The organism is Paenibacillus sp. S-12 (assembly GCF_030363895.1).
GTDB classification, from domain to species: Bacteria; Bacillota; Bacilli; order Paenibacillales; family Paenibacillaceae; genus Paenibacillus_B; species Paenibacillus_B alvei.
In genome coordinates, this window is sequence record NZ_JASIUF010000011.1 from 42,509 (window position 1) to 63,766 (window position 21,258).

7 protein-coding genes are annotated in these 21,258 nt (G+C 42.3%); all 7 read left to right on the forward strand.

Translation table 11 applies throughout. From position 1 onward, the window contains the following. The first annotated feature begins 43 nt into the window (after positions 1-43). Positions 44-742 carry a thioesterase II family protein gene (locus NO352_RS10230; protein ID WP_289355554.1) on the forward strand — a complete coding sequence of 233 codons (699 nt, stop codon included), beginning with the start codon at positions 44-46 and terminating at the stop codon, positions 740-742. A gap of 8 nt (positions 743-750) precedes the next feature. Continuing rightward, positions 751-1,692, forward strand: a complete 942-nt coding sequence (locus tag NO352_RS10235; RefSeq protein WP_289355555.1) for an ACP S-malonyltransferase — start codon at positions 751-753, stop codon at positions 1,690-1,692. 33 nt (positions 1,693-1,725) lie between these two features. After that, positions 1,726-1,974 carry an acyl carrier protein gene (locus NO352_RS10240; protein ID WP_163977540.1) on the forward strand — a complete coding sequence of 83 codons (249 nt, stop codon included), beginning with the start codon at positions 1,726-1,728 and terminating at the stop codon, positions 1,972-1,974. A 53-nt stretch (positions 1,975-2,027) separates the two neighbouring features. Beyond that, on the forward strand, positions 2,028-2,909 hold the full coding sequence (locus NO352_RS10245; RefSeq protein ID WP_412102528.1) for a 3-hydroxyacyl-CoA dehydrogenase family protein: 882 nt from the start codon (positions 2,028-2,030) through the stop codon (positions 2,907-2,909). 104 nt (positions 2,910-3,013) lie between these two features. Further along, positions 3,014-4,264, forward strand: coding sequence for an MFS transporter (locus NO352_RS10250; RefSeq protein ID WP_289355556.1), 1,251 nt, complete (start codon positions 3,014-3,016; stop codon positions 4,262-4,264). Positions 4,265-4,300: 36 nt separating this feature from the next. Then, on the forward strand, positions 4,301-11,476 hold the full coding sequence (locus NO352_RS10255; protein ID WP_289355557.1) for a type I polyketide synthase: 7,176 nt from the start codon (positions 4,301-4,303) through the stop codon (positions 11,474-11,476). Continuing rightward, positions 11,467-21,162, forward strand: a complete 9,696-nt coding sequence (locus NO352_RS10260) for a non-ribosomal peptide synthetase (protein WP_289355558.1) — start codon at positions 11,467-11,469, stop codon at positions 21,160-21,162. Before NO352_RS10255 ends, NO352_RS10260 begins: the two co-directional genes overlap by 10 nt. Positions 21,163-21,258 lie beyond the last annotated feature (96 nt).

Below are 21,258 nucleotides of genomic sequence, written 5' to 3' on the forward strand. Positions count from 1 at the left end.
GATTATTTTGTTGTTACTTCGTACTTCGGAGGAGAACGTCACAATGAAATTATTTTGTTTGCCGTTTGCAGGCGGCTCCAAGCGTGCGTACTCGAACTGGAGTAAATTCGCTAATCGCTCCTTAGAAATCGAAGCGATTGAGATAAAGGGAAGGGGCGAGAGACTCGGAGAGGGCTTTTATGTGGATATGACAGAGGCTGTCGATGATATTTATTCATGGATAAAGGATAAAATTCAGGTTGAAGACTATGCGGTCTACGGGCATAGTATGGGAACGCTGTTGGCCTATGAGCTTTACTATAAAGTGATAGCGGAAGGACAACGGAAGCCCGCGCATATTTTTTTCTCAGGAAGACAGTCTCCCATTGTGAAGAATAACATGTATGTCAGCTCCACTATGCCTGATGATGAATTTATTGTAAAAATAATTGAGCTTGGCGGCATTCATGAGGAGCTGTCACAGAGTAAGGAATTAATGAGATTCTATTTGCCGGTATTAAAAAATGACATCAGGATCATGGAAAACTATGAGTTTAAGGAAAAAGCGGAAAAAATAAAATGCGAGATTTCCGTGTTTCATGGATTAGAAGATACGATTGATGGCAGACAAGCGATAACATGGAATGATTTATGCGACAAAAAAACCAAGTTTTATTATTTTATAGGAAGTCATTTTTTTATCAATGATCATGTAGATAAAATCATAGATATTTTTGAAGGCGAGTTATTGCCAGAAAAATGAGGATGGACATGGACAAGTTAACGAGTAAAAAGCATGCCTTTCTTTTTCAGGGTGTTGGAGCGGACTATCGGGATTTTTTGGATAGGTTTGATGAAGAACAGCGTAATACCCTCAAGACATACTGCTCCACTGTGAAAGCGGAAATTGGGCTTGATTTGTATTCCTATCTTTTTCAATCGCATGATAGGGAACATACGGGAAATGACAAGACGTTTTATGATTGGATTGTGATTTATACGTGCGATTATGTTGTGTACCAGCAATATAGGAATTCAGGGATAAGGCCAGCGATGATGCTTGGTTACAGTATGGGCCTAATCACGGCTATGGCCTGTGGAAAATCGATTTCGTTTGGTGATGGGTTGCGAATGCTTCGAACGATATACGAGTATCCCAAAAGCTTTGCTATTCCATGCAGCATGGGGGTTATCGTGGGAAAGACGCACCAGGAGGTTCGTGACCTCATTGCCAATGGTACAACGGAAGATGATGTGTATATCGCCAGCGAAAATAATGAGACATGTCTGGTTGTGTCAGGAATCAAGGCAAGCGTTGAACGAGTTTTGGAACTCGCTGAACAATCTGGGGCTATAAAGGCTTCAGCCATCCATTCGCCTTATGCGTTCCATTCGCCTTACGCAGCAAGAGGCATTGACATGTTCGTGAATCTTGTCGAGGAGATTCCCATTTGTGATGGTGAAATACCGATTTTGTCCGTGTTTACTCAGACTGTCATCCAAGATGCTGCTGAATTAAAGAATGAACTTATCAAAAATATGGCAAGTTCTATGAATTGGAATGCCTCCATTTTGAAGCTAGGCGAATGGGGAATCGACAGTTTTGTTGAAATTAGCTTGGATGATTCACTTATGAAAATATCGAGGATCATCAGTCTGGATGCTGAATTTTTAACGTATAAGAAATTTATGCGATTAAAAAATGCCATGTAAGTAAAAATACAATGAAGTTGAGGTGTAATCAAAATGGAAGAAATCAAAAACCGAACAAGAGTTTTTTTGAGTAATTTCATCAAAAAGAAAGAATTGCAGGATACTGATGATATTTTTGCAATTGGAGATGTCAATTCTCTTTTTGCCATGCAACTGGTGATGTTTATTGAAAAGGAGTTTGGCATCGAAATCGAAAACAGTGATTTGAATTTGAACAACTTCAGATCCATCCAGGCGATTACTACGTTCGTCACGAGCAAAAGTGCTGCAGTAGGCCAATAATAGCAAAATGATTCTCTCTTGTTTGATGCATTGAACAAAGGGAAAGGACTGGGATGAACATGAAGATGATTGGAGTCATTGGTGCAGGCGTTATGGGAACAGGCGTTGCACATCATTTTGCAGCAGCTGGGTACGACGTGATCCTCGTTGATATTTCAGAAGACATTCTTGCAAAAGCAAAAGAGCAAATTGCCAGCAATATTCGTTTTCAAGGCTTGTACAACAAAGATTTCAAGGTGGAGAAGCCAGAACTCATTCTGAATCGAATCTGTTTTACGGTTAATTATGACTTATTAAAGGATGCGGATTATGTCATCGAAAATGTGCCGGAGAAATGGGAGATAAAAAGAGACGTATATCTAACGCTTGATCGAATTTGCCCCGAACATTGTATTTTTGCAGTCAACACTTCTTGTATTTCCATTACCAAAGTCGCTTCACTCACGAACAGGCCGACGAAGGTCATCGGCTCCCATTATATGAATCCAGTAATTATGAAACCAGTGGTCGAGGTTATCAAGGGCTACCATACTTCGGATGAAACCATTGATGCTACCGTTCATCTTCTCGCAACGCTGAATAAAGAAGCTATTATTGTCAATGACCTGCCTGGCTTTGTATCCAACCGGATTTCACATCTGATGATGAACGAGGCTGCATTCGTTGTTCAGGATCAGGTTGCAAAGCCGAAGGATGTGGACGATGTATTCAAGAAGTGCTTTGGACATAAAATGGGACCGCTTGAAACTGCCGATTTGATAGGATTGGATACCGTTGTACATTCCCTCGATATATTATACGAGAGCTATCAGGATTCAAAATTTCGTTGCTGCCCGCTTCTTCGTAAAATGGTGGAAGCAGGAACACACGGAAGGAAAACGGGACAAGGCTTTTATACGTATCCGAAGTACGAAGGCAGCCTCGTGAAAGCTTAATTAAATAGGTGTTGGACAAGGGAGTCGTGTTCGGTGGAAGAGTGGGTTGTCAAATCTTCAAACTGAGCGCGATTCTTTTGTTTTAGCTCTCGACTGGAGGAAAAATGGAGAATACAAGCGAACCTAAAAAGCGGTTATGGTCGATGAATTTCTTTTTGCTCTGGCAAGGTCAACTGGTTTCCACTTTAGGCGACTCGATCTATGAAATCGCCTTAACCTTTTGGATACTCTACGAAACAGGCTCACCAGGACTGATGGGGGCGTTGCTCGCGACATCATTGCTGCCTAAAGTCCTCATATCTCCTTTTGCCGGTGTAATTGTAGATCGCACAGATAGAAGGAAAATGATTATATTAATGGATTTCATTCGAGGAGTATGTATTCTTTTTGTAGGGATTGCAGCTATCTTTGGATTTCTTGAAATTTGGATGGCTTTTGTTGCGGGGATTATTCTTGGCGGATGTGCGGCGTTTTTCAATCCCGCAGTTACTTCAACGATTCCAGATATCGTCCCCACATCTCAGATTGTACAGGCAAGTGCCAATGTAAGCATGTTGCGTGCAATTTCTCAAATCATTGGGCCCTCATCTGGCGGGGTGTTGTATCATCTCGTAGGACCGCCAATTCTATTCTTGTGCAATGGCATATCTTATATAATTTCATTTGTCCTCACCTTTTTTATGAAAATTCCAAAGTCAACGAGTCAGGATCAACAATATAATTTGTGGCAGGATATGAAGGACGGATTTTCGTACATCTGGAAGATGAAAGGACTTAGAGACTTAATTGTTTTGGCGGGGTTTTTAAACTTTTTTGCAACGATAAGTATTGTATTGCTTGCACCGATGTTTAAAAATTCCGAGAGTTTGGGGGAAGTAAGATACGGCATTGCGATGGCTATTTTTACGCTAGGTATGCTCGCGGGGATGGTTTTTACATCCGTAATTCGGATTAAGCCCGATAACAGAAGTATGGTTCTTACGGTTTCAGGGCTATTAGCGGGGATCGTTTTTTCGACCGCGATCATGATGAACAACTTTGTCGTCATGGCTATCTTGTTATTTATCGGCGGTATATTCAATGCACTTGTCAATGTCTTGATTGAATCGACCGTTCAATTAACAGTTATCCAGGAAATGAGGGGCAAGGTGTCCTCTATAAAGGGAACGCTTACAATGGGACTTGCACCGTTGGCCATGTTTATTGGCGGCCTTCTAGGTGAGTTTTTCCCGATTAAATCCATTGTATTTTCTGGCTTTATGGCAATGACCGTCTTGTTCATCCCTTTATTTTTCTTGAAATCATTTAAATCTTTTATTCAATTCAATCCGGAACAACAAAAAATTGGCGCGTAATCAGTAGATCACTTTAGAGGAAAAGGAAGTGACTGTATGGAGCAAGAGATTGATAAATATAAATCAGCTCTCAAAAAAGCTGCAGCTAAAATAGAAGAGCTGTCCATGATCATCCAAGATCAGAAGAGCAGCGAAGAAATTGCTGTAATCGGCTATTCATGTCGTTTTCCAGGTGATGCTTGGAATCCTGAAGGATATTGGCATGTAATGGCTAACAGGATGGATTCTGTTACAGAAATCAAACCGGATCGATTTGACTATCGTACCTATTACAGCGACAATCCTGAAGATGAAGGGAAAATGATCACAAAAAACGCCTCATTTTTGCGGGATAACATAAAAGATTTTGATAATATTCATTTCGGCTTATCTGCCCTAGAAGCTGCTTCTATAGACCCTCAGCACCGGCTTTTATTGGAGGTTAGCTGGGAGGCACTAGAGAATTCAGCTTTGAATATAGAGGAGCTTAAGGGGAGCAGGACTGGTGTGTTTATTGGAATAAGCGCCTACGAATATGCCAACGCCGAATTGTATTCAGGCGATGCTTCCGATATTACGGCATACTCTACGGCCGGAGTCTCACTCAGTTCCGCAGCTGGTAGATTGTCGTATTTCTATGACTTCAAAGGGCCGGCCATCATCTGTGATACCGCTTGCTCTTCTTCCATTTCAGCTTTGAATATGGCCGTAGACAGCTTGCGGAATAATCAGTGCGACATGGCTATTGTCGGGGGCTCTAATCTATTGCTTACACCAGAGCCATTTATCGGACTTTCCAAATTCAGCGGTTTATCTAAGGATGGAAAATGCAGAGCATTTGATCATAAGGCAGATGGTTTTGGAAGAGGCGAGGGCTGTGGCGTCATCATACTTAAAAGATGCAAAGACGCTAAACAAGCAGGAAATGAAGTTGTGGCCCTGATCAAAAATGTAGTGATTGGACAAGATGGCAAGTCCAACGGCTTTACGGCTCCTAACGGGCTGTCTCAACAGGGCGTAATGAAACAGGCGCTGCAAAATGCCAAGTTAACGATCGATGATATCGATTATATTGAAACGCATGGAGCGGGAACGCCGCTAGGCGACTTGATCGAAATCCAGTCGTTATCGGAGGTTTTTAAGAATAAAAAGGCTCCTCTCCTGATCGGATCTGCCAAACCGAATATAGGGCATTTAGAAGCCGCGTCTGGAATGGCCTCGTTAATTAAAGTTATTATGTCAATCGAGCATAAGAAAATCTTGCCGAACATCTACTATAAAAACCCCAATAAGAACATTTCGTGGGGAAAAGTTAAGATCGCAGACGAACTCATGGCTTGGCATAAGCCTGAAGGAGTCAGAAGAGCTGGTATTAGTTCTTTTGGGTTTAGCGGCACCTTGGCGCATGTTATTCTTGAGGAGCCCCCTCTGCCGCAGAGCAAGGATGAGCAGTTGGATGAATTGCCGGCACACCTGTTAACCTTGTCAGCCAAGAGTGAAAAGGCGCTAAAAGAATATGTGAGTATGATGAAGGAGCATCTGATAAAGAATACAGACTCTGTTGGAGATATTGCGTATACGACCAATATTAGCCGATCATTTTTAAACTACAGATTTGCGGCAGTCGGGAAAAGCAAAGAAGAATTAGTAGATAGAATGGAACTGGTGCTAAGCGGCGACATCGACCATGAGCTTCTTATCCAAAAGAGCACGGCCAAAGACAAGAAAATTGCCTTTTTATTTACAGGACAGGGCTCCATCTATGAAGCGATTGCAAGAGAGTTTTATACATTGTCCAGTACGTTTAAAGAAACGATGAATGTGTGCAATGAGAAGTTTAACTCCATACTTGGCCTATCCATACTTGATGGAATCTATGGGGAAGACCCGACCCTGCTCAGTAGACCGCTATATTCACAGGCGGCCATATTCTCGGTTGAGTATGCCTTAACGAAGCTGTGGGGTACGTTAGGTGTTAAGCCTGACGTCATCATTGGTCACAGCATAGGTGAGTATACAGCAGCCTGCTATGCAGGATTGCTTAGCCTAGATGATGTGATTCTAATGATTGCGCAGCGTGGAAAAATGATGGAATCGATTGATGTCGAAGGCAAGATGGTCGTCATCCTTACAAATGTGGAATACGTGCGAGCTGCATTGGAGGAGAGCGGATGCAAACATGTAACAATCGCTGCGATTAATGCTCCTGACAATGTTACGATCTCGGGCCGAAATGATGAGGTAGATCTCGTGATTGAAACGTTACAGGCCAAGCACAGAGTCTTTTATAATAAGCTCAATATTCCTCATCCCTATCACTCCATGTTAATGAAGGAATATGAAGGCATGTATGAGAAGGGCATCGGAGATATTACATTCTCAAGCTTACAGATACCGATGATATCCAGCATTACAGGAAGATTGGAAAATGAAGAGATGCTGGGCACAAGCAAGTATTGGGTAGAGCATCTATCAAAACCGGTTGATTTCCAGCGTGCAGTTCAAGAAGCAAAGCGACTTGGCGTCGATATCTTTATTGAAATCGGTGGGGATGCAACCTTAAGTGGATTAGCCAGCCAATGCCTGCATGATGATGATATCTTGTTTTTGCCTTCCATGAGAAGAGAAGCAGAGGATTATGCGCAATTCTTTCTCTCTGTCTCAGCTCTGTTTAGGAATGGAATGGATTTGGATTGGAACACATTCTATAAATCTTATGCGAAAAGTAAAGTTAAGCTCCCCAATTATCCATTTCAAAAGAAGGAGCTTTGGCGCGAGGGAAGGAGAATGAAGCGCAACGACAGTGTCCCCATGCAAGTAACGGGAACAGCCAAGGACATAAAAGCAGTGCCTCAAACTTCACAGTATGTGCAGACTCCGCAGATTCCACAAAAGCCTCTAAGTCGCGGGAATAACTTGCGGCCTAACCCAAAAGAAAAAATCAAATCAGAATTAAAAGAAATGATCATCATTTTAACAGGGCTAAAGATCGAAGAAATCGAGGATGATCTCAACCTGCTTACGCTTGGCTTTGATTCTTTAGTACTCATTCAGCTCAATAAACAGATTTCGAATAAGTTTAATCTCTCGATTACTTTAAATGAGTTTTTTATCAACCTGGATACCGTTGAAAAGATAACCGAGCATATTAGCAAACATACCGATTGGGCCGAGGATGACGACGAGAGCGTAACGGTTGCTGAGCGTGTGTCCGGCGAGCCGGTGAGTGAGATTCAAGCTGAAGAGCAGATGAATAGCTTGGAGGCTGTAGGCAAGGAACAGAGTTACTCGTTAGGTTCGTTCAATGGTGTGGACGCCTTGCAGAGTATCTTTACTACGCAGATGCAAATTATGTCGGAGCAGCTGGCTGTTCTAAAGAATCTGACAAATCCAACAAATCCCGGACAGATGCAGCCGGCAGACAACAAGCTGCCAAGCTTGAAGCAGAACGAGGTCACTGTGAGCAGCCCAAAGTCTGCTCCGGTGGCGGTGGACACCAAAAGCCACTATGTCCCCTACAAAAAACTTGATTTAATTGATAGTGAAAATTTCAATGATTTGCAGCTTACCTATATTCGAAATATAGAGAAAAAGTATACAAGCTTCACTCCAAAATCAAAAGAGAACATCCAAAGATTCAGAAAAGTATATGCAAATAATCGAAATGTAGCGGGATTCAGGCCGGTCATGAAGGAAATGATTTATCAGATTGTGGCTGACGCCGGACAGGGATCGAAGCTTCGCGATATTGATGGAAATAGCATTATTGATGTAACGATGGGCTTTGGCGTTAACTTGCTTGGACATAACCCGAGCTTTATCAATGAAGCATTGACGGAGGAGCTCCGCAGAGGAATGCCTCTAGGTCCAATGGGCAGGCTGGCCGGGACGGTTGCAGAACAAATCAGCCATTTAACAGGTGTCGAGAGGGTAGCTTTCTATAACTCGGGTACAGAAGCCAATATGGTCGCTGTACGAATTGCGCGTGCCAGCACGGGAAAGAAGAAAATCGTTACTTTTGCGGGCTCCTATCACGGCACTTATGATGGCTTGCTTGGATTGTCCTCGATTGGAGAGGATGGAAGCCTGACAACGATCCCATTGGCACCAGGTATTATGGACAGCGTAGTTAGTGATTTAGTCATGTTGAATTACAATCAAGCAGCTTCCTTGGAATATATCAGGAATCACGCGAATGAGATAGCTGGTGTCTTAGTAGAAACGGTTCAAAGCCGAAGACCTGATGTTCAGCCCAAGGAATTTCTTCAGAAGTTAAGGCAAATCACGGAGGATAACGGGATAGCGCTTATATTCGACGAGATTATTACCGGCTTTCGAATTGATCCAGGAGGAGCCCAAGCGTATTTTGGCATCAAAGCTGATATCGTAACCTATGGAAAGGTCATTGGCGGCGGAATGCCTATCGGGGTTGTATCTGGCAAGTCAGCGTTTATGGACTGTATTGATGGAGGCATGTGGAGCTTTGGCGATACGTCAGTTCCGCCTTGTGAGCAAAAGAGAACCTTTGTGGCTGGAACCTTTTCGCATCATCCGTTGGCCATGGCCGCGGCTCACGCTACATTAACCTATATAACGGAAAATAAGGATACGCTTTATGACAGGCTGAATAAGAAAACCAATGATTTTGTGCATCGAGTCAACACCTATTTCGAAAATCAACATGTCCCTATAAAAGTAGTGAATTTTGGTTCCTTATTCCGATTTGTGTTTCGAGGAGATTTCGAAATCTTTTTCTTTGGTTTGCTGGAGAAGGGTGTATACGTCTGGGAAGGTCGGAATTGCTTCTTCTCAACCGAACACTCGGATGCGGATATCGATTATCTATTTGAAGCGATAAAAATGACTATTGAAGAGATGCGCCAAGCCGGATATTTTGGCGACTCTCCATGGAGCCAACACGAAAATCGAGAGATTCAAATTCAATCCTCTCAAAAGGAATTTCAGCAATCCATACTTCCTATGTCAATTATCCAGCAGCGTTTATTCACACTGAGCTCCATCGGCAAAGACGACCCCTACAATATGGTGACCGTCTTAAAGGTGAGAGGTGCACTGGATCGTCATCAATCCGAGACCGTACTCAATGAAATCGTGAGTCGTCATGAAAGCTTGCGAACACGCCTATTTGTTGAAGACGGGGAGTTTAAGCAAGAGATTCTTGAACAAGTGGATTTTAAAATTGAGGTTGTTAAAAAGGGCTTCCAAGAGGAACTGGATGATCTCATCGAACAATTCGTTACACCGTTTGACCTAGCGGAAGCTCCTTTGTTCAAGGTCATCTTGATTGATGAAGGAGCTTATGAAGGTACGTTGATTTTCAACTTTCATCATACGATAGCAGACGGAATCTCGATGAGCATCTTTGTGCAGGAATTTATGCGCTTATATGCGAATGAGCGTCTTTTGCCTGTGAATAAACAATATAGAGATTTTGTTGAGTGGGAAACGCAGTATTTGGCGTCGAACGAGTGTAAGCACGGTGAACAATACTGGCTTACCAAATTATCCAGAGATATTAGCGTCCTGAAGCTCCCAGCCGATTATCCAGCCCCTGCAGATTCGGATTTTGCGGCCAATACCGTCCATATGAAACTTGGCTCAGAATTGGTTCGTGATTTGAAATCAGTGTCTGCCCGCCATCAATGCTCTTTATTTATGTTGCTGGCTGCAGCGTTTACTCTTTTACTGAAAAAATTAACCGGAAATGAAGAAATATGCATAGGCACCCCTGTGACCAACCGAGCAGATGGTTCGTTTCATGACAGCATTGGTATGTTCACCAACACCATCGTATTGAAAAACAATCTGTCGGATGAGAAGACGTTCACAGCGTTTTTAAAGGAAGTCAAACAAAATTGTTTAGAAGCCTATTCCCACATGTACTATCCGTTCAACTTTTTGGCAAGTTACATGAAAAAAGCGAAAAACAGCAGGGAAGGCTTCATTAATGTAAGGTTTGTCTATGAAAAAACGGATGAAAGAGTACTCGCGATCGATAATGTAGAAATTACACCTTATGCGTATAAAACGAAATTCTCCGATTTTGATTTTGTCATTGAAATTCTTGAGGAAAATGGCGTCTTTCACATGGGTATGACTTATAAAACATGTCTATTTAAAGAAGAGACGGTCGCGAGATGGGGGCAAGACTATAGCCGTATTTTAGAGTTCATCACCCATAACGATCATAACGATAACTCTGGCCTTACGCTCAAGGATATTGGGAAATTCGGACAAGAAGAAGCGGGAAAGCATACATCGGATGGAAGGCCTGCTCGTGATGCATTGCCGGTGCTCTCAGGACGAGTCGGTGCTGTTGTAAGCAATGAGGCTCCGTGCAATGAGATCGAAGAGGAGATAGCAACGATCTGGAAAGTGACTTTGGGCTCAAATTCAATCGGCTTCAACGATGACTTCTTCCAAAAGGGTGGGGATTCGATTAAAGCTATCCAACTAATATCTCGAGCTAGAGCCAAAGGCTACATTTTCGAAGTTGATCATTTATACAAAAACCCCACGATCAAGCAGCTAGTAAACTGGATTGAGCAGCAGCGTATCAAGCATAGTGAGGAATCCTCAGCAGGGAAAGTAAAGTTAACTCCGATTCAGAAATGGTTTTTTGAACAAAAACATACAGATCAACATCATTGGTGCCAAACTAAAATGCTGCACAGGGAAGCCGGCCTCCAGGCTGACATTGTAAAAAAGGTTTTTGATCAACTGCTCATCCATCATGATGCATTGCGAATGGTGTACAAGAATGATAACGGCAATGTCATGCAAGTCATTCGAGATACCGGTAAAAACCTGTATGACTTGCATGTATATGAGAGCATATCGGATCAAGAAGTTATCGGAACATGCAAGGAGATTCAAAGCAGCATGGAGCTCGAAAAAGGCCCGTTAGTTAGACTAGGCTTGTTCAGGACGAGTGCGGGAGATAAGTTATTCATTGCCATTCATGGTCTTGTCATTGATGAGATGTCTTGGCGTATCCTGCTCGAAGATTTCTCGAATGGCTATATACAGGCGGAAGAAGGATTAAGCATCGCTTTTGCCAAGAAAACGACATCCTTCAAGGATTGGTCAGAAAAACTTCATGAATCTGCAAACTCTTACCGTGTAAAAAGTCAGGCTGAATATTGGAAAAGCTTACATGAGACGAACCTCAAAAAATTGCCAAGGGAAAGAGGTAAACTTGCATGGAGTTGAACAAACAAGTTCAAGAGCTTGGTGTACAAGTTACCGGTGATTTGCTGGAAAGGCTCAACAAAGCCTATCGCACGGATTTTCTTGACATTTTACTAGCCGCCTTAGCCCTGACAATCCGTGATTGGACAAGAGAAGCGAACACGCTGATTAGCTTAATAAGCCAGGAGAGAGATGGATTGTTCCACGCTATGGATGTGAGCAGAACGGTAGGATGCTTCAGTTCACAATTTCCGGTTGTGCTTAAAGCTTACGATGATCTCGGTGATACAATCAAGCATACGAAAGACATGCTGCGGAAGATTCCCAATCAGGGAAGGTTCTATGGGGTCTTCAAGTACCTATCCAGTGAAGACTTTCACGATGTAACGCCTGAAATTAGCTTCAAATATGTAGGAAGAAGCGATCAAGCTGCAAGAGAAAATGGATTTGAGATCATAAATCATGGTTTCAATGACCACTCCTCCAGTTATCTTGCAAGCATCCATTCGTTGGATATGGAAGTCATACTCATTGCCGACCAAATAATGATCTCGATTACCTATAGACAGGATGAGTTTTATCCAGGAACTGTCGAAAAGCTGCTGAGCGTGTATCAAGATCACTTGATCCGTCTAATCGATCATTGTTCAGCCAAACAGGAAGCAGAAATCACCGTAACCGATACTACGCTAGAAGACATCACAATGGCAGAATTGCATGTATACAAGGATGAGCTTCACAATATTAAGAACATCTACCCTCTTGCGCCTATGCAAGAGGGTATGCTTTATCATGCTTTGTCGGATGAACAGGATACGTACATTAAATTGTCTTGTTTTCAGGTTGAAGGGCAAATCGATTTGGAAATGCTCGATCGGGCTTTTAACCTTGTTATCGACCGGCATGATATTTTAAGAACGACGTTTGACTATTCCTCATTCAAGCAAAATATGCAGGTGGTTTATAAAAAGCGAAGCGCAGCGGTTGAGTATATGGATATTACGAATCGTGGCGATGATCATGAAGCCTATTTGGAACAATTAATCAAGCAATATCGAACAAGACGCTTTGATTTAAGCAAGGATATGCTGCTGCGTATTGTGCTTGTTCGAATGCAGGAGAAAAGATACAGCATGATCTTTCATCTGCATCATATTCTGATGGACGGCTGGTGCAACAGCTTAATTCTCATCGAATTATTTCAAATTTATAATGAATTAAAGCATGGCCTAAAGGCGAATCTGAACGAGGCAGTGCCGTATTCTGCTTATATCGACTGGTTGAAAAACAAAGATATCGTTGAGTCAAAAGCGTACTGGAAGGATTACTTGCAAGCATGCAAAGAAGTCACAAAGATGCCTTTTGAAAAAGAGAATAAAACAAATGAAGTTATGCTGAAAGAGAAGGCACTGGTTTGGGACAAAGAAAAAACGTCACACATCGTACGCCTTGCCCAGGAGAGTAGAGTAACAGTAAATACAATCGTTCAAAGCATATGGGCGATTCTCCTTAGCAAATACAACAATTCGGATGACATTGTATATGGTTATGTCGTGTCAGGCAGAAATGCGGAAATCGAAGGCGTGGAAGTGATTCCAGGACTGTTTATTAATACAATCCCGCTTCGTGTGCGCTTTACAGACAACTTGCGATATCAAGATTTGGTGAAGCGCATAAGCAGCAATACACTGCAAAACGGCAAGCATGATTATGTAAGCCTCGCTGAAATTCAAAATCAGAGTGAAATGAAAAGCGATTTGATTAGCAGCCTCCTTGTATTTGAGAATTACCCGATTGATGAGAAGCAATTAAACGAAGAAATTTTGAAAAACAATGATTTAAAAATACTGAATTCCGTGTTTGTATTGCCTCATCAGCTTATTGAAGGATCGAATTATAACCTAACGCTAGTTGTGACTCAAGACGACAAGTTGACATTCAATTTCATCTATAATGAGAACGCCTTGTTTGAAGCGGGGATTTCAAAGATCATTGGTGCGTTTAATGCTGTTGTTGATCAGATTTTGGAAAACATACAGATGCGCGTTAAGGAAGTCGAAATTATCGAGGACAGCGAGAAGCAGCAAATTCTCAATGTGTTCAATCAGACGCACAGCCATTATCCGAAGGATAAAACGATCGTTCAGCTGCTTGAAGAGCAAGCAGACAGGGTGCCGCAGCAAATCGCATTACGCTGCCAGGATGAACAGGTTACGTATCAAGAGCTCAATGAGAGAGCAAATCGTCTGGCCCATCGTTTAAGACAAAAGGGCGTAGGAAGAAATGTCTTGATTGGGATTATAGGAGAACGTTCGGTGGAGATGGTCATCGGCATTGTAGGTATCCTGAAGGCGGGCGGCGCTTATTTGCCTCTTGATCGGAAATATCCGGCAAAACGAATGAATACCCTGCTTGCAGATTCCAATACGGGAATTCTTCTGGCTCCATCCAATCACGGAGAGATGTTGCGACATCATATCGATAGCCATATCGACATCGTGCTTATAGATCAAATCGCTGAAGAGCTGTCGGCTGCAAGCTGCAGCAATCCGCAGCAAGTGAACAGCCCCTCTGATTTGGCCTATGTCATGTATACCTCTGGCTCCACAGGAAAACCAAAAGGGGTTATCGTTGAGCATAGAAGTGTTGTGCGGCTTGTCAAAAACACAAACTACATTGAGTTTGCGGAAGGCGACCGGATTTTACAAACGGGGGCAATGGTTTTTGATGCATCTACATTTGAGATCTGGGGGGCCTTGCTGAACGGAAGCGGCTTGGTCTTAGTTGACGAGCATATCCTCTTACATGCAGAACGATTAGGGCAGGAAATAAGGAATAACCAAATTACAACGATGTGGCTGACCTCGCCATTGTTGAACCAATTGGTTCAACAGGACGTGACGATTTTTGCAGGGCTGAAAAACTTAGTGGTGGGTGGAGATGCACTGTCTTGGGAGCATGTCAATCAAGTAAGAAAGGCTCATCAGAGCCTGAAGCTGATTAATGGATATGGCCCAACAGAAAATACAACCTTCTCGACCTATTATGTCATTAAGGAAGAGTTCGACAGATCTATCCCGATTGGAAAAGCGATCAGCAATTCAAAAGCATACATCGTCGATCGTCATAACTATTTACAGCCTATTGGGGTAGCGGGCGAACTATGCGTTGCCGGAGACGGGCTAGCCCAGGGGTATTTGAACAATGCAGAATTAACCGAAGCAAAATTTGTTCCGAACCCGTTTGAAGCGGGTACACGGATGTATAAGACGGGAGACTTGGCCCGATGGCTGCCTGATGGGAATATAGAATACTTGGGCCGGATCGATGAACAGGTCAAAATTCGAGGCTTCCGCATCGAGCCAAGCGAAATCGCCCAGCGTTTGATGCTGTATGAGGAGATCCAGGATGCAATCGTAGTGGCACGGACAGGAGAAGACAGACAGGCGTACTTGTGTGCGTATTTCGTCAGCGAGACGGCATTATCTGTTTCGGCGCTGCGTGATCATGTAGCTGCATCGCTGCCGAGCTACATGATTCCATCGCACTTCGTACAAATGGATCGGTTGCCGTTAACCCCTAACGGGAAAGTAGACCGTAAGGCGCTGCCGGAACCAGATGGTGAAGTTGATTCAGGAGTAGAATATGTAGCGCCCCGAAATGACATGGAAAAATCAATTGCACAGGTGTGGGAAAAGGTATTAGGTGTAAAGAATGTTGGTCGTAATGACGAGTTTTTCGCCCTGGGCGGAGATTCTATTAAAGCGATTCAAGCGATCTCTCAAATGAACAATAGAGGCTATACGTTTGAGATTAAAGACTTAATGAATAACCCTAGAATGAAAGACTTAATCGTTCATATCAAGGATACGAAGAAAGCCGTCGATCAGAGTGAGGTATCAGGCGAGATCGAGCTGACACCGATTCACAAATGGTTTTTAGAGCAAGAACATCTCAATCAGGATCATTTCAATCAGGATCTGATGTTGTTCCGACAGGAAGGCTTTAGAGTAGACCGAATCGAACGAGCTTTTGATCAAATTGTGCAGCATCATGATCTGTTAAGAGCCGTATATGTCGACCATACATTTATAAACAGAGAAGTAACCAATAAATTGTATGATTTTCATATTTATGAGCTCAGGGGTAAACCTATTGCGGATGACTATATAACAAGCTTATGCACCGAACTCCAAGCAAGCATGAACTTAGCGAAGGGCCCACTTGTGAAAATAGGGCTGTTTAAAACGGACAAGGGCGACTACTTGCTTATAGCCATTCATCATATGGTAGTCGATGCTGTGTCATGGAGAATCATAATAGAGGATTTTGACTTGCTTTATAACGAACCAGAACAGAAACTGCCTTTAAAAACGACCTCCTTCCAAGAATGGGCTTCCAAGCAAAAACAATATGCTAGCGGATATGCATTGCAAAATGAACGCAATTACTGGAACAGTCTCAGCGAATGGGAATTGAAAGAACTTTACAAGGATTATGACCCCTCCAATATTGATAACGCTAAGATCATACAAAAGACAATCGAACTGGATAAGGCCTATACCGAAAAATTATTAACCAAAGTAAATAAGGCCTATTCAACGGAAATCAATGATATCCTTCTGTCGGCCTTGACCTACACGATAGCAGACTTCAACCAAACCGATCGAATTCTCATTAATCTGGAATCGCACGGAAGAGAACAAATTATTGATGAGGTGGACATTACAAGGACAGTTGGCTGGTTCACCAGTCAGTATCCGGTGGTTCTGCGCGCCAAAGATCATGTAGCGGACGTAATTAAAGATACAAAGGATACCTTGAGACGAATCCCTCATAAAGGGATAGGTTATGGAATTTTGAAATATTTGTCCCCATTTGAATGGAAGGCAATGCGTAAACCGGACATCAGCTTTAACTATTTGGGGCAGTTCGACGAGAATATATCAAGTGCGAGCTTTATATTATCAGATATTTCTCCTGGAGATTCAGTGAGTAAAGAGAGTAGCAGATTGTATCCTCTGAACATGTCAGCTATGGTGCTCCATAAACAATTTCGTCTGACCTTGAGCTATATCAGGGAAGAGTTTAACGATGATACGATTGAAAGATTGTTACAGCGCTATATGGATAGCCTTACTTGGATCATTGATCATTGCATATCCCAGGATCATGTAGAAATAACCGCTTCGGATCTTACCGATGAGCACATATCTTGGGACGAAATTACTCAGAACATCGAGCAAATCGAAAATGTGAAACGAATCTACCCGCTTACCCCGATGCAGGAGGGGCTTCTATTCCATTCGATGGCGGATAAAGGCGAATATTATCATGTCAATATGGAGCTTAGAGTGATCGGTGAACTAAACAAGGAATTATTTAACCAGAGCTTTAGGGAACTCATCGCCCGCCATGACGTCTTTCGCACGAATTTTGACAGCAGCAGTTTTAAAGAAAACATGCAGATCGTTTACAAATCCAGAGAAGCTGAATTTACGTACCTTGATATTAGAGACCTGGGGATTGAAAAGGAAGCGTATATCGAGCAGCTTGTTTTGGAGGATCGGAAAAGAGGGTTTGATTTATCGAAAGATATCCTCATTAGACTTTTTGTAGTGAGGATGAACGAGCGGGAGTATAGTTTGATTTTAAGCAATCACCATATTATTTTGGATGGATGGTCATTTGGATTGGTAAGCAGTGAGCTGTTCGACATCTATCATCGTCTCTTGCAAAATTCCAAGGTGGAGACCAAGCAAGTAAAGCCTTACGAGGCATATATCAAGTGGATAGGTACGCAGGATAAGACGTCAGCATTGCACTATTGGTCGGCGTATTTGAAAGGATATGACACTGCAATCGATATTCCGTTTAAAAAAGCGGCAGTAACCGAAGGAAAGCCGCAAGAGGTCATTCTTAGCCTTGATCAAGACATTACCAAACAAATCGAAAATGTAGCGAAACAAAATAACGTAACGATTAATACGATCTTCCAGAGTGTATGGGCGATTCAGCTTCAAAGATACAATCATGTGGATGATGTCGTGTTCGGATTTATTGTATCAGGCAGGACGACTCAAATAAACGGCATTGATGAAATGGTTGGCTTGTTTATCAACACCATTCCATTGCGAGTGAATACAACTCAAGAGAAAAGATATAGCGAAGTGCTGCAGAAAATAACGACGGATTTCCATGATTGCGAGCCTTATCAATACTGTTCGATCGCTGAAGTTCAAAACCTTACTGAGGTTGGTACTGGTCTCATCAACGGGCTGATGGTCTTTGAAAATTATCCGATCGATCAAGATATGATTCCTAAGGATATCCAGGATCAGGTGAATCTCCACATTCGGTCGGCCCGAATATTTGAGGAAACGAACTACAGCTTCAATATCAAAGTCATTCCCGGAGACGAACTGCTTGTCAAATTCACTTACAATGATGGGGTTTATGAAGAAGAGGAAGTCAACAAAATCAAAGGTCACTTCTCCCATATTTTAAATCAGGTCATTGCCAATCCAAATATAAGCATTGATGAGATTGAGATTGTTGGAGCTGACGAGAGAAACAAGGTGTTGGATGGTTTTAATGACACCTATATGGATGTTCCAACAGAGGGTACAATTCACGGTCTCTTTGAAGATCAAGTTATGAGAAACCCGGAGAAAGCCGCAGTACGATGCGGTGAGGATACCCTAAGCTACGGGGAACTAAATCAGAGAGCAAATGCGTTGGCCAAGCTACTCAGGGATAAAGGCATAAGTGTGGATTCCATTGTACCCATCATGATTGATCGCTCCATCGATATGGTCATCGGCATACTTGCCATTTTAAAGGCAGGCGCAGCTTATCTTCCTATTGACGCGAATTATCCTGAAGATCGAATCAATTATATGTTAGAAGATAGTAAAGCAGCAATTATGCTTTCCACCCATACCCTTACGCAAATGAGAACACTTGAGATCAATGAAGTTATTGATTTAGAAAAAGAGAGACTGTATGCGAGTTCTGTTGAACAAATCGATAATATCAACAGTGCGAATGATTTGGCCTACGTAATCTATACCTCGGGAACGACTGGAAAGCCTAAAGGGGTTATGGTGGAGCATAAAGGTGTCATCAACTTGAAGCATTGGTTTGAACGTGATCTGGGAATTGGTAACGATGAACATATCCTGCAATTTGCAAGTGTCGCATTTGATGCGTTCTCATGGGAACTGTGTATGGCGTTATTGCTTGGCAATACACTTTGTATACCGGATAGAGAAGTACTGCTCAATGCTGATTTGTTCAACGAATATATGAGAATGCACGAGATTACAACGATAACCATACCCCCATTTGTAGCGGCAAATGTCGAGGCATTGAATGGATTGAAGCGGGTGATTACCGCAGGAAGTGAACTGAAAGTTGAACAAATCGCACACCTGCTTGGAAACGTAGAGGTTATCAACGCATATGGTCCGACGGAAGATACCGTATGTACAACCGCATGCAGGCTGTCCCAGGAGAATCATGCGAAAATATCGATCGGAACGCCTATTAAAAATCATCGAGTATGGATACTGGATAATCATAATAAACTGGTGCCAACGGGTGTAGCCGGTGAACTGTGCATTGCAGGTGTGGGTGTAGCAAGAGGATACCTGAACAATGAGGAGCTGACGAAAGTAAAATTTATAAATAATCCTTATCAGCCAGGAGAGATTCTCTACAGAACAGGAGATGTAGCGAAATGGCTACCTGATGGGAACATCGAATATAGGGGAAGAATCGACCATCAGGTCAAAGTTAGAGGATATCGAATTGAAATAGGCGAGATCGAACAGAATCTGTTACAGATTCCAGAGGTGTCTCAGGTTGCGATCTTTGATAAGGAAGTGGACGGTGCGAAGTATCTTTGTGCCTATTACGTAGCGGAGAAGGAGATTGCCGTCCATACGTTACGGGAATCGTTGGGCAAGAAATTGCCTTTTTATATGATTCCCGCATACTTCGTGAGAATGGAATCATTACCGTTTACTTTGAATGGTAAAGTTGATCGAAAGCGACTGCCTAAACTAGAGGGCATCATTAAGACGGCGGCTCATTATGAGGAAGCCGAAAATGAGATCGAGAGTCTCATGATCAACATTTGCAAAAATGTATTAGGATTGCAGCAACTGGGCGTGAAGGACAATTTATTCGAAGTAGGTGCAGATTCGCTACGAATTGCAAAAATATACAAAGAGTTAAAAAAGGCAGATATCGATATATCCATCAAAGATATTTTCTATTATGAAAATATACGCAACATCTATAAAAGCTGGGCGAGCAAAGGAATGGATTTCGAGGAAGAAGTTCTTGATAGCAAGGAGCTTGCTTCCCTCAACTTCACGCAATGGAAGCAAACTTTAACTGACCAACTCAAAGGATTTGAGCGTGCGATTATAAGTAATAACGAGAGTACGAGGGTTTATCCACTATCAGCGATGCAGAAAATCATTCTGGATGCCAATCAAATGTATAGCGGGACAATCGTGGACTTTAACCATAAGGTCAATGTGCAACTGCTGAAAAAGAGCATGGAGTGTGTCATTAACGAACAAAGTGTATTGAGAAGTGTTCTAATTGCATCCGATGATCAACCTATGATCCGAGCGTATGGTGTAGTTCAAGGCATTGAAATTCCGTATTTGAACTTGGAGCATGCAAGCGAAGCACTGAAAGAAAATGCTCTGGCTTACATCCATCAGCTTTATGGAGAACAGGTAGAACGTACAAAGCTTTATAACAAATTGCTGTATCATATGATCATGATCAAATTGTCTGATCGTCACTATAAGGTTTACATGCCATGTAACCATCTAATCTTTGATGCGATGAGCTCCGAAATCATCCAAGCCAGTATACGTCAAGCCTATGCGAACAATGGGGAACTAAGAGGACAACACAACCTGCAATATGAGCATTATGTACAAGAACAGTTGAAAGGGCCTCAAGGAGTTACGGAAAAGGAACTGATGGAGAGGTTTAAACTAAACGAATTCCAGGACAGCTTCAGTCAATATTTTAAAAAATATAAGGAAGCATCATTGATAAATACAACGATCGCCATTCCGTTGACAGAAGAAATTCGCGAGTCTGTACAAGATAGGCCGTGGGATTTTTCCTTGAAGGTGTTTTTGAAAACGGCAGAGGTTGCTTTTGAGCTTGAGAGGGTACCGTTTGCACTTATGCATACAGGAAGAAAATATGGGTCACATAATTATCACCATACAATCGGTGCGTTTATTGATATTCTGCCTTTAAGCTCATCCAGGGATCAACATATTGCTTTTGAAGAAATAAAAGATCTGATTCGTTTTGCAAATGAGAAAAATATTCATTTTACCGCATTGCTGTCCCATGAAGAACCGAAGAACAAGTTTAAAAAGGTGAGGCGTGCTTTAAAAGATATCTACAGCTCCGAAACAATAACAATTCCGATCTTTAACTATTTGGGTCACTATGATTCCCAATCTTCTGAGATGAAGGATGAGCTAACTGGCATTAAGGAGATGTACCGTAATAAGACGGAGAGATTATCTACGGAGATCGCTATTTCCATACAAGAGGATGAACTTAAGATTAAGCTGTTTTGTGAGGAGCATCAACTTATTAGGATTACAAAAGAGCTCCATAACTTTATGAATAACGTCAATGAATTGCTCTTTATTTGAGACATCTATGGAGCAATGATGTAGAATCGCACCTTATTTAAATATCGTTTGCTAATGTATGAGTTTTATCGACCCCTGATATATCGCCGCTATGCC

Excerpts from the sequence above, each read along its gene's own strand:
- NO352_RS10250 (WP_289355556.1), top strand. The coding sequence starts at position 3,014 with ATGGAGAATACAAGCGAACCTAAAAAGCGGTTATGGTCGATGAATTTC.
- NO352_RS10245 (WP_412102528.1), top strand. The coding sequence starts at position 2,028 with ATGAACATGAAGATGATTGGAGTCATTGGTGCAGGCGTTATGGGAACA.
- NO352_RS10240 (WP_163977540.1), top strand. The coding sequence starts at position 1,726 with ATGGAAGAAATCAAAAACCGAACAAGAGTTTTTTTGAGTAATTTCATC.
- NO352_RS10260 (WP_289355558.1), top strand. The coding sequence starts at position 11,467 with ATGGAGTTGAACAAACAAGTTCAAGAGCTTGGTGTACAAGTTACCGGT.
- NO352_RS10235 (WP_289355555.1), top strand. The coding sequence starts at position 751 with ATGGACAAGTTAACGAGTAAAAAGCATGCCTTTCTTTTTCAGGGTGTT.
- NO352_RS10255 (WP_289355557.1), top strand. The coding sequence starts at position 4,301 with ATGGAGCAAGAGATTGATAAATATAAATCAGCTCTCAAAAAAGCTGCA.
- NO352_RS10230 (WP_289355554.1), top strand. The coding sequence starts at position 44 with ATGAAATTATTTTGTTTGCCGTTTGCAGGCGGCTCCAAGCGTGCGTAC.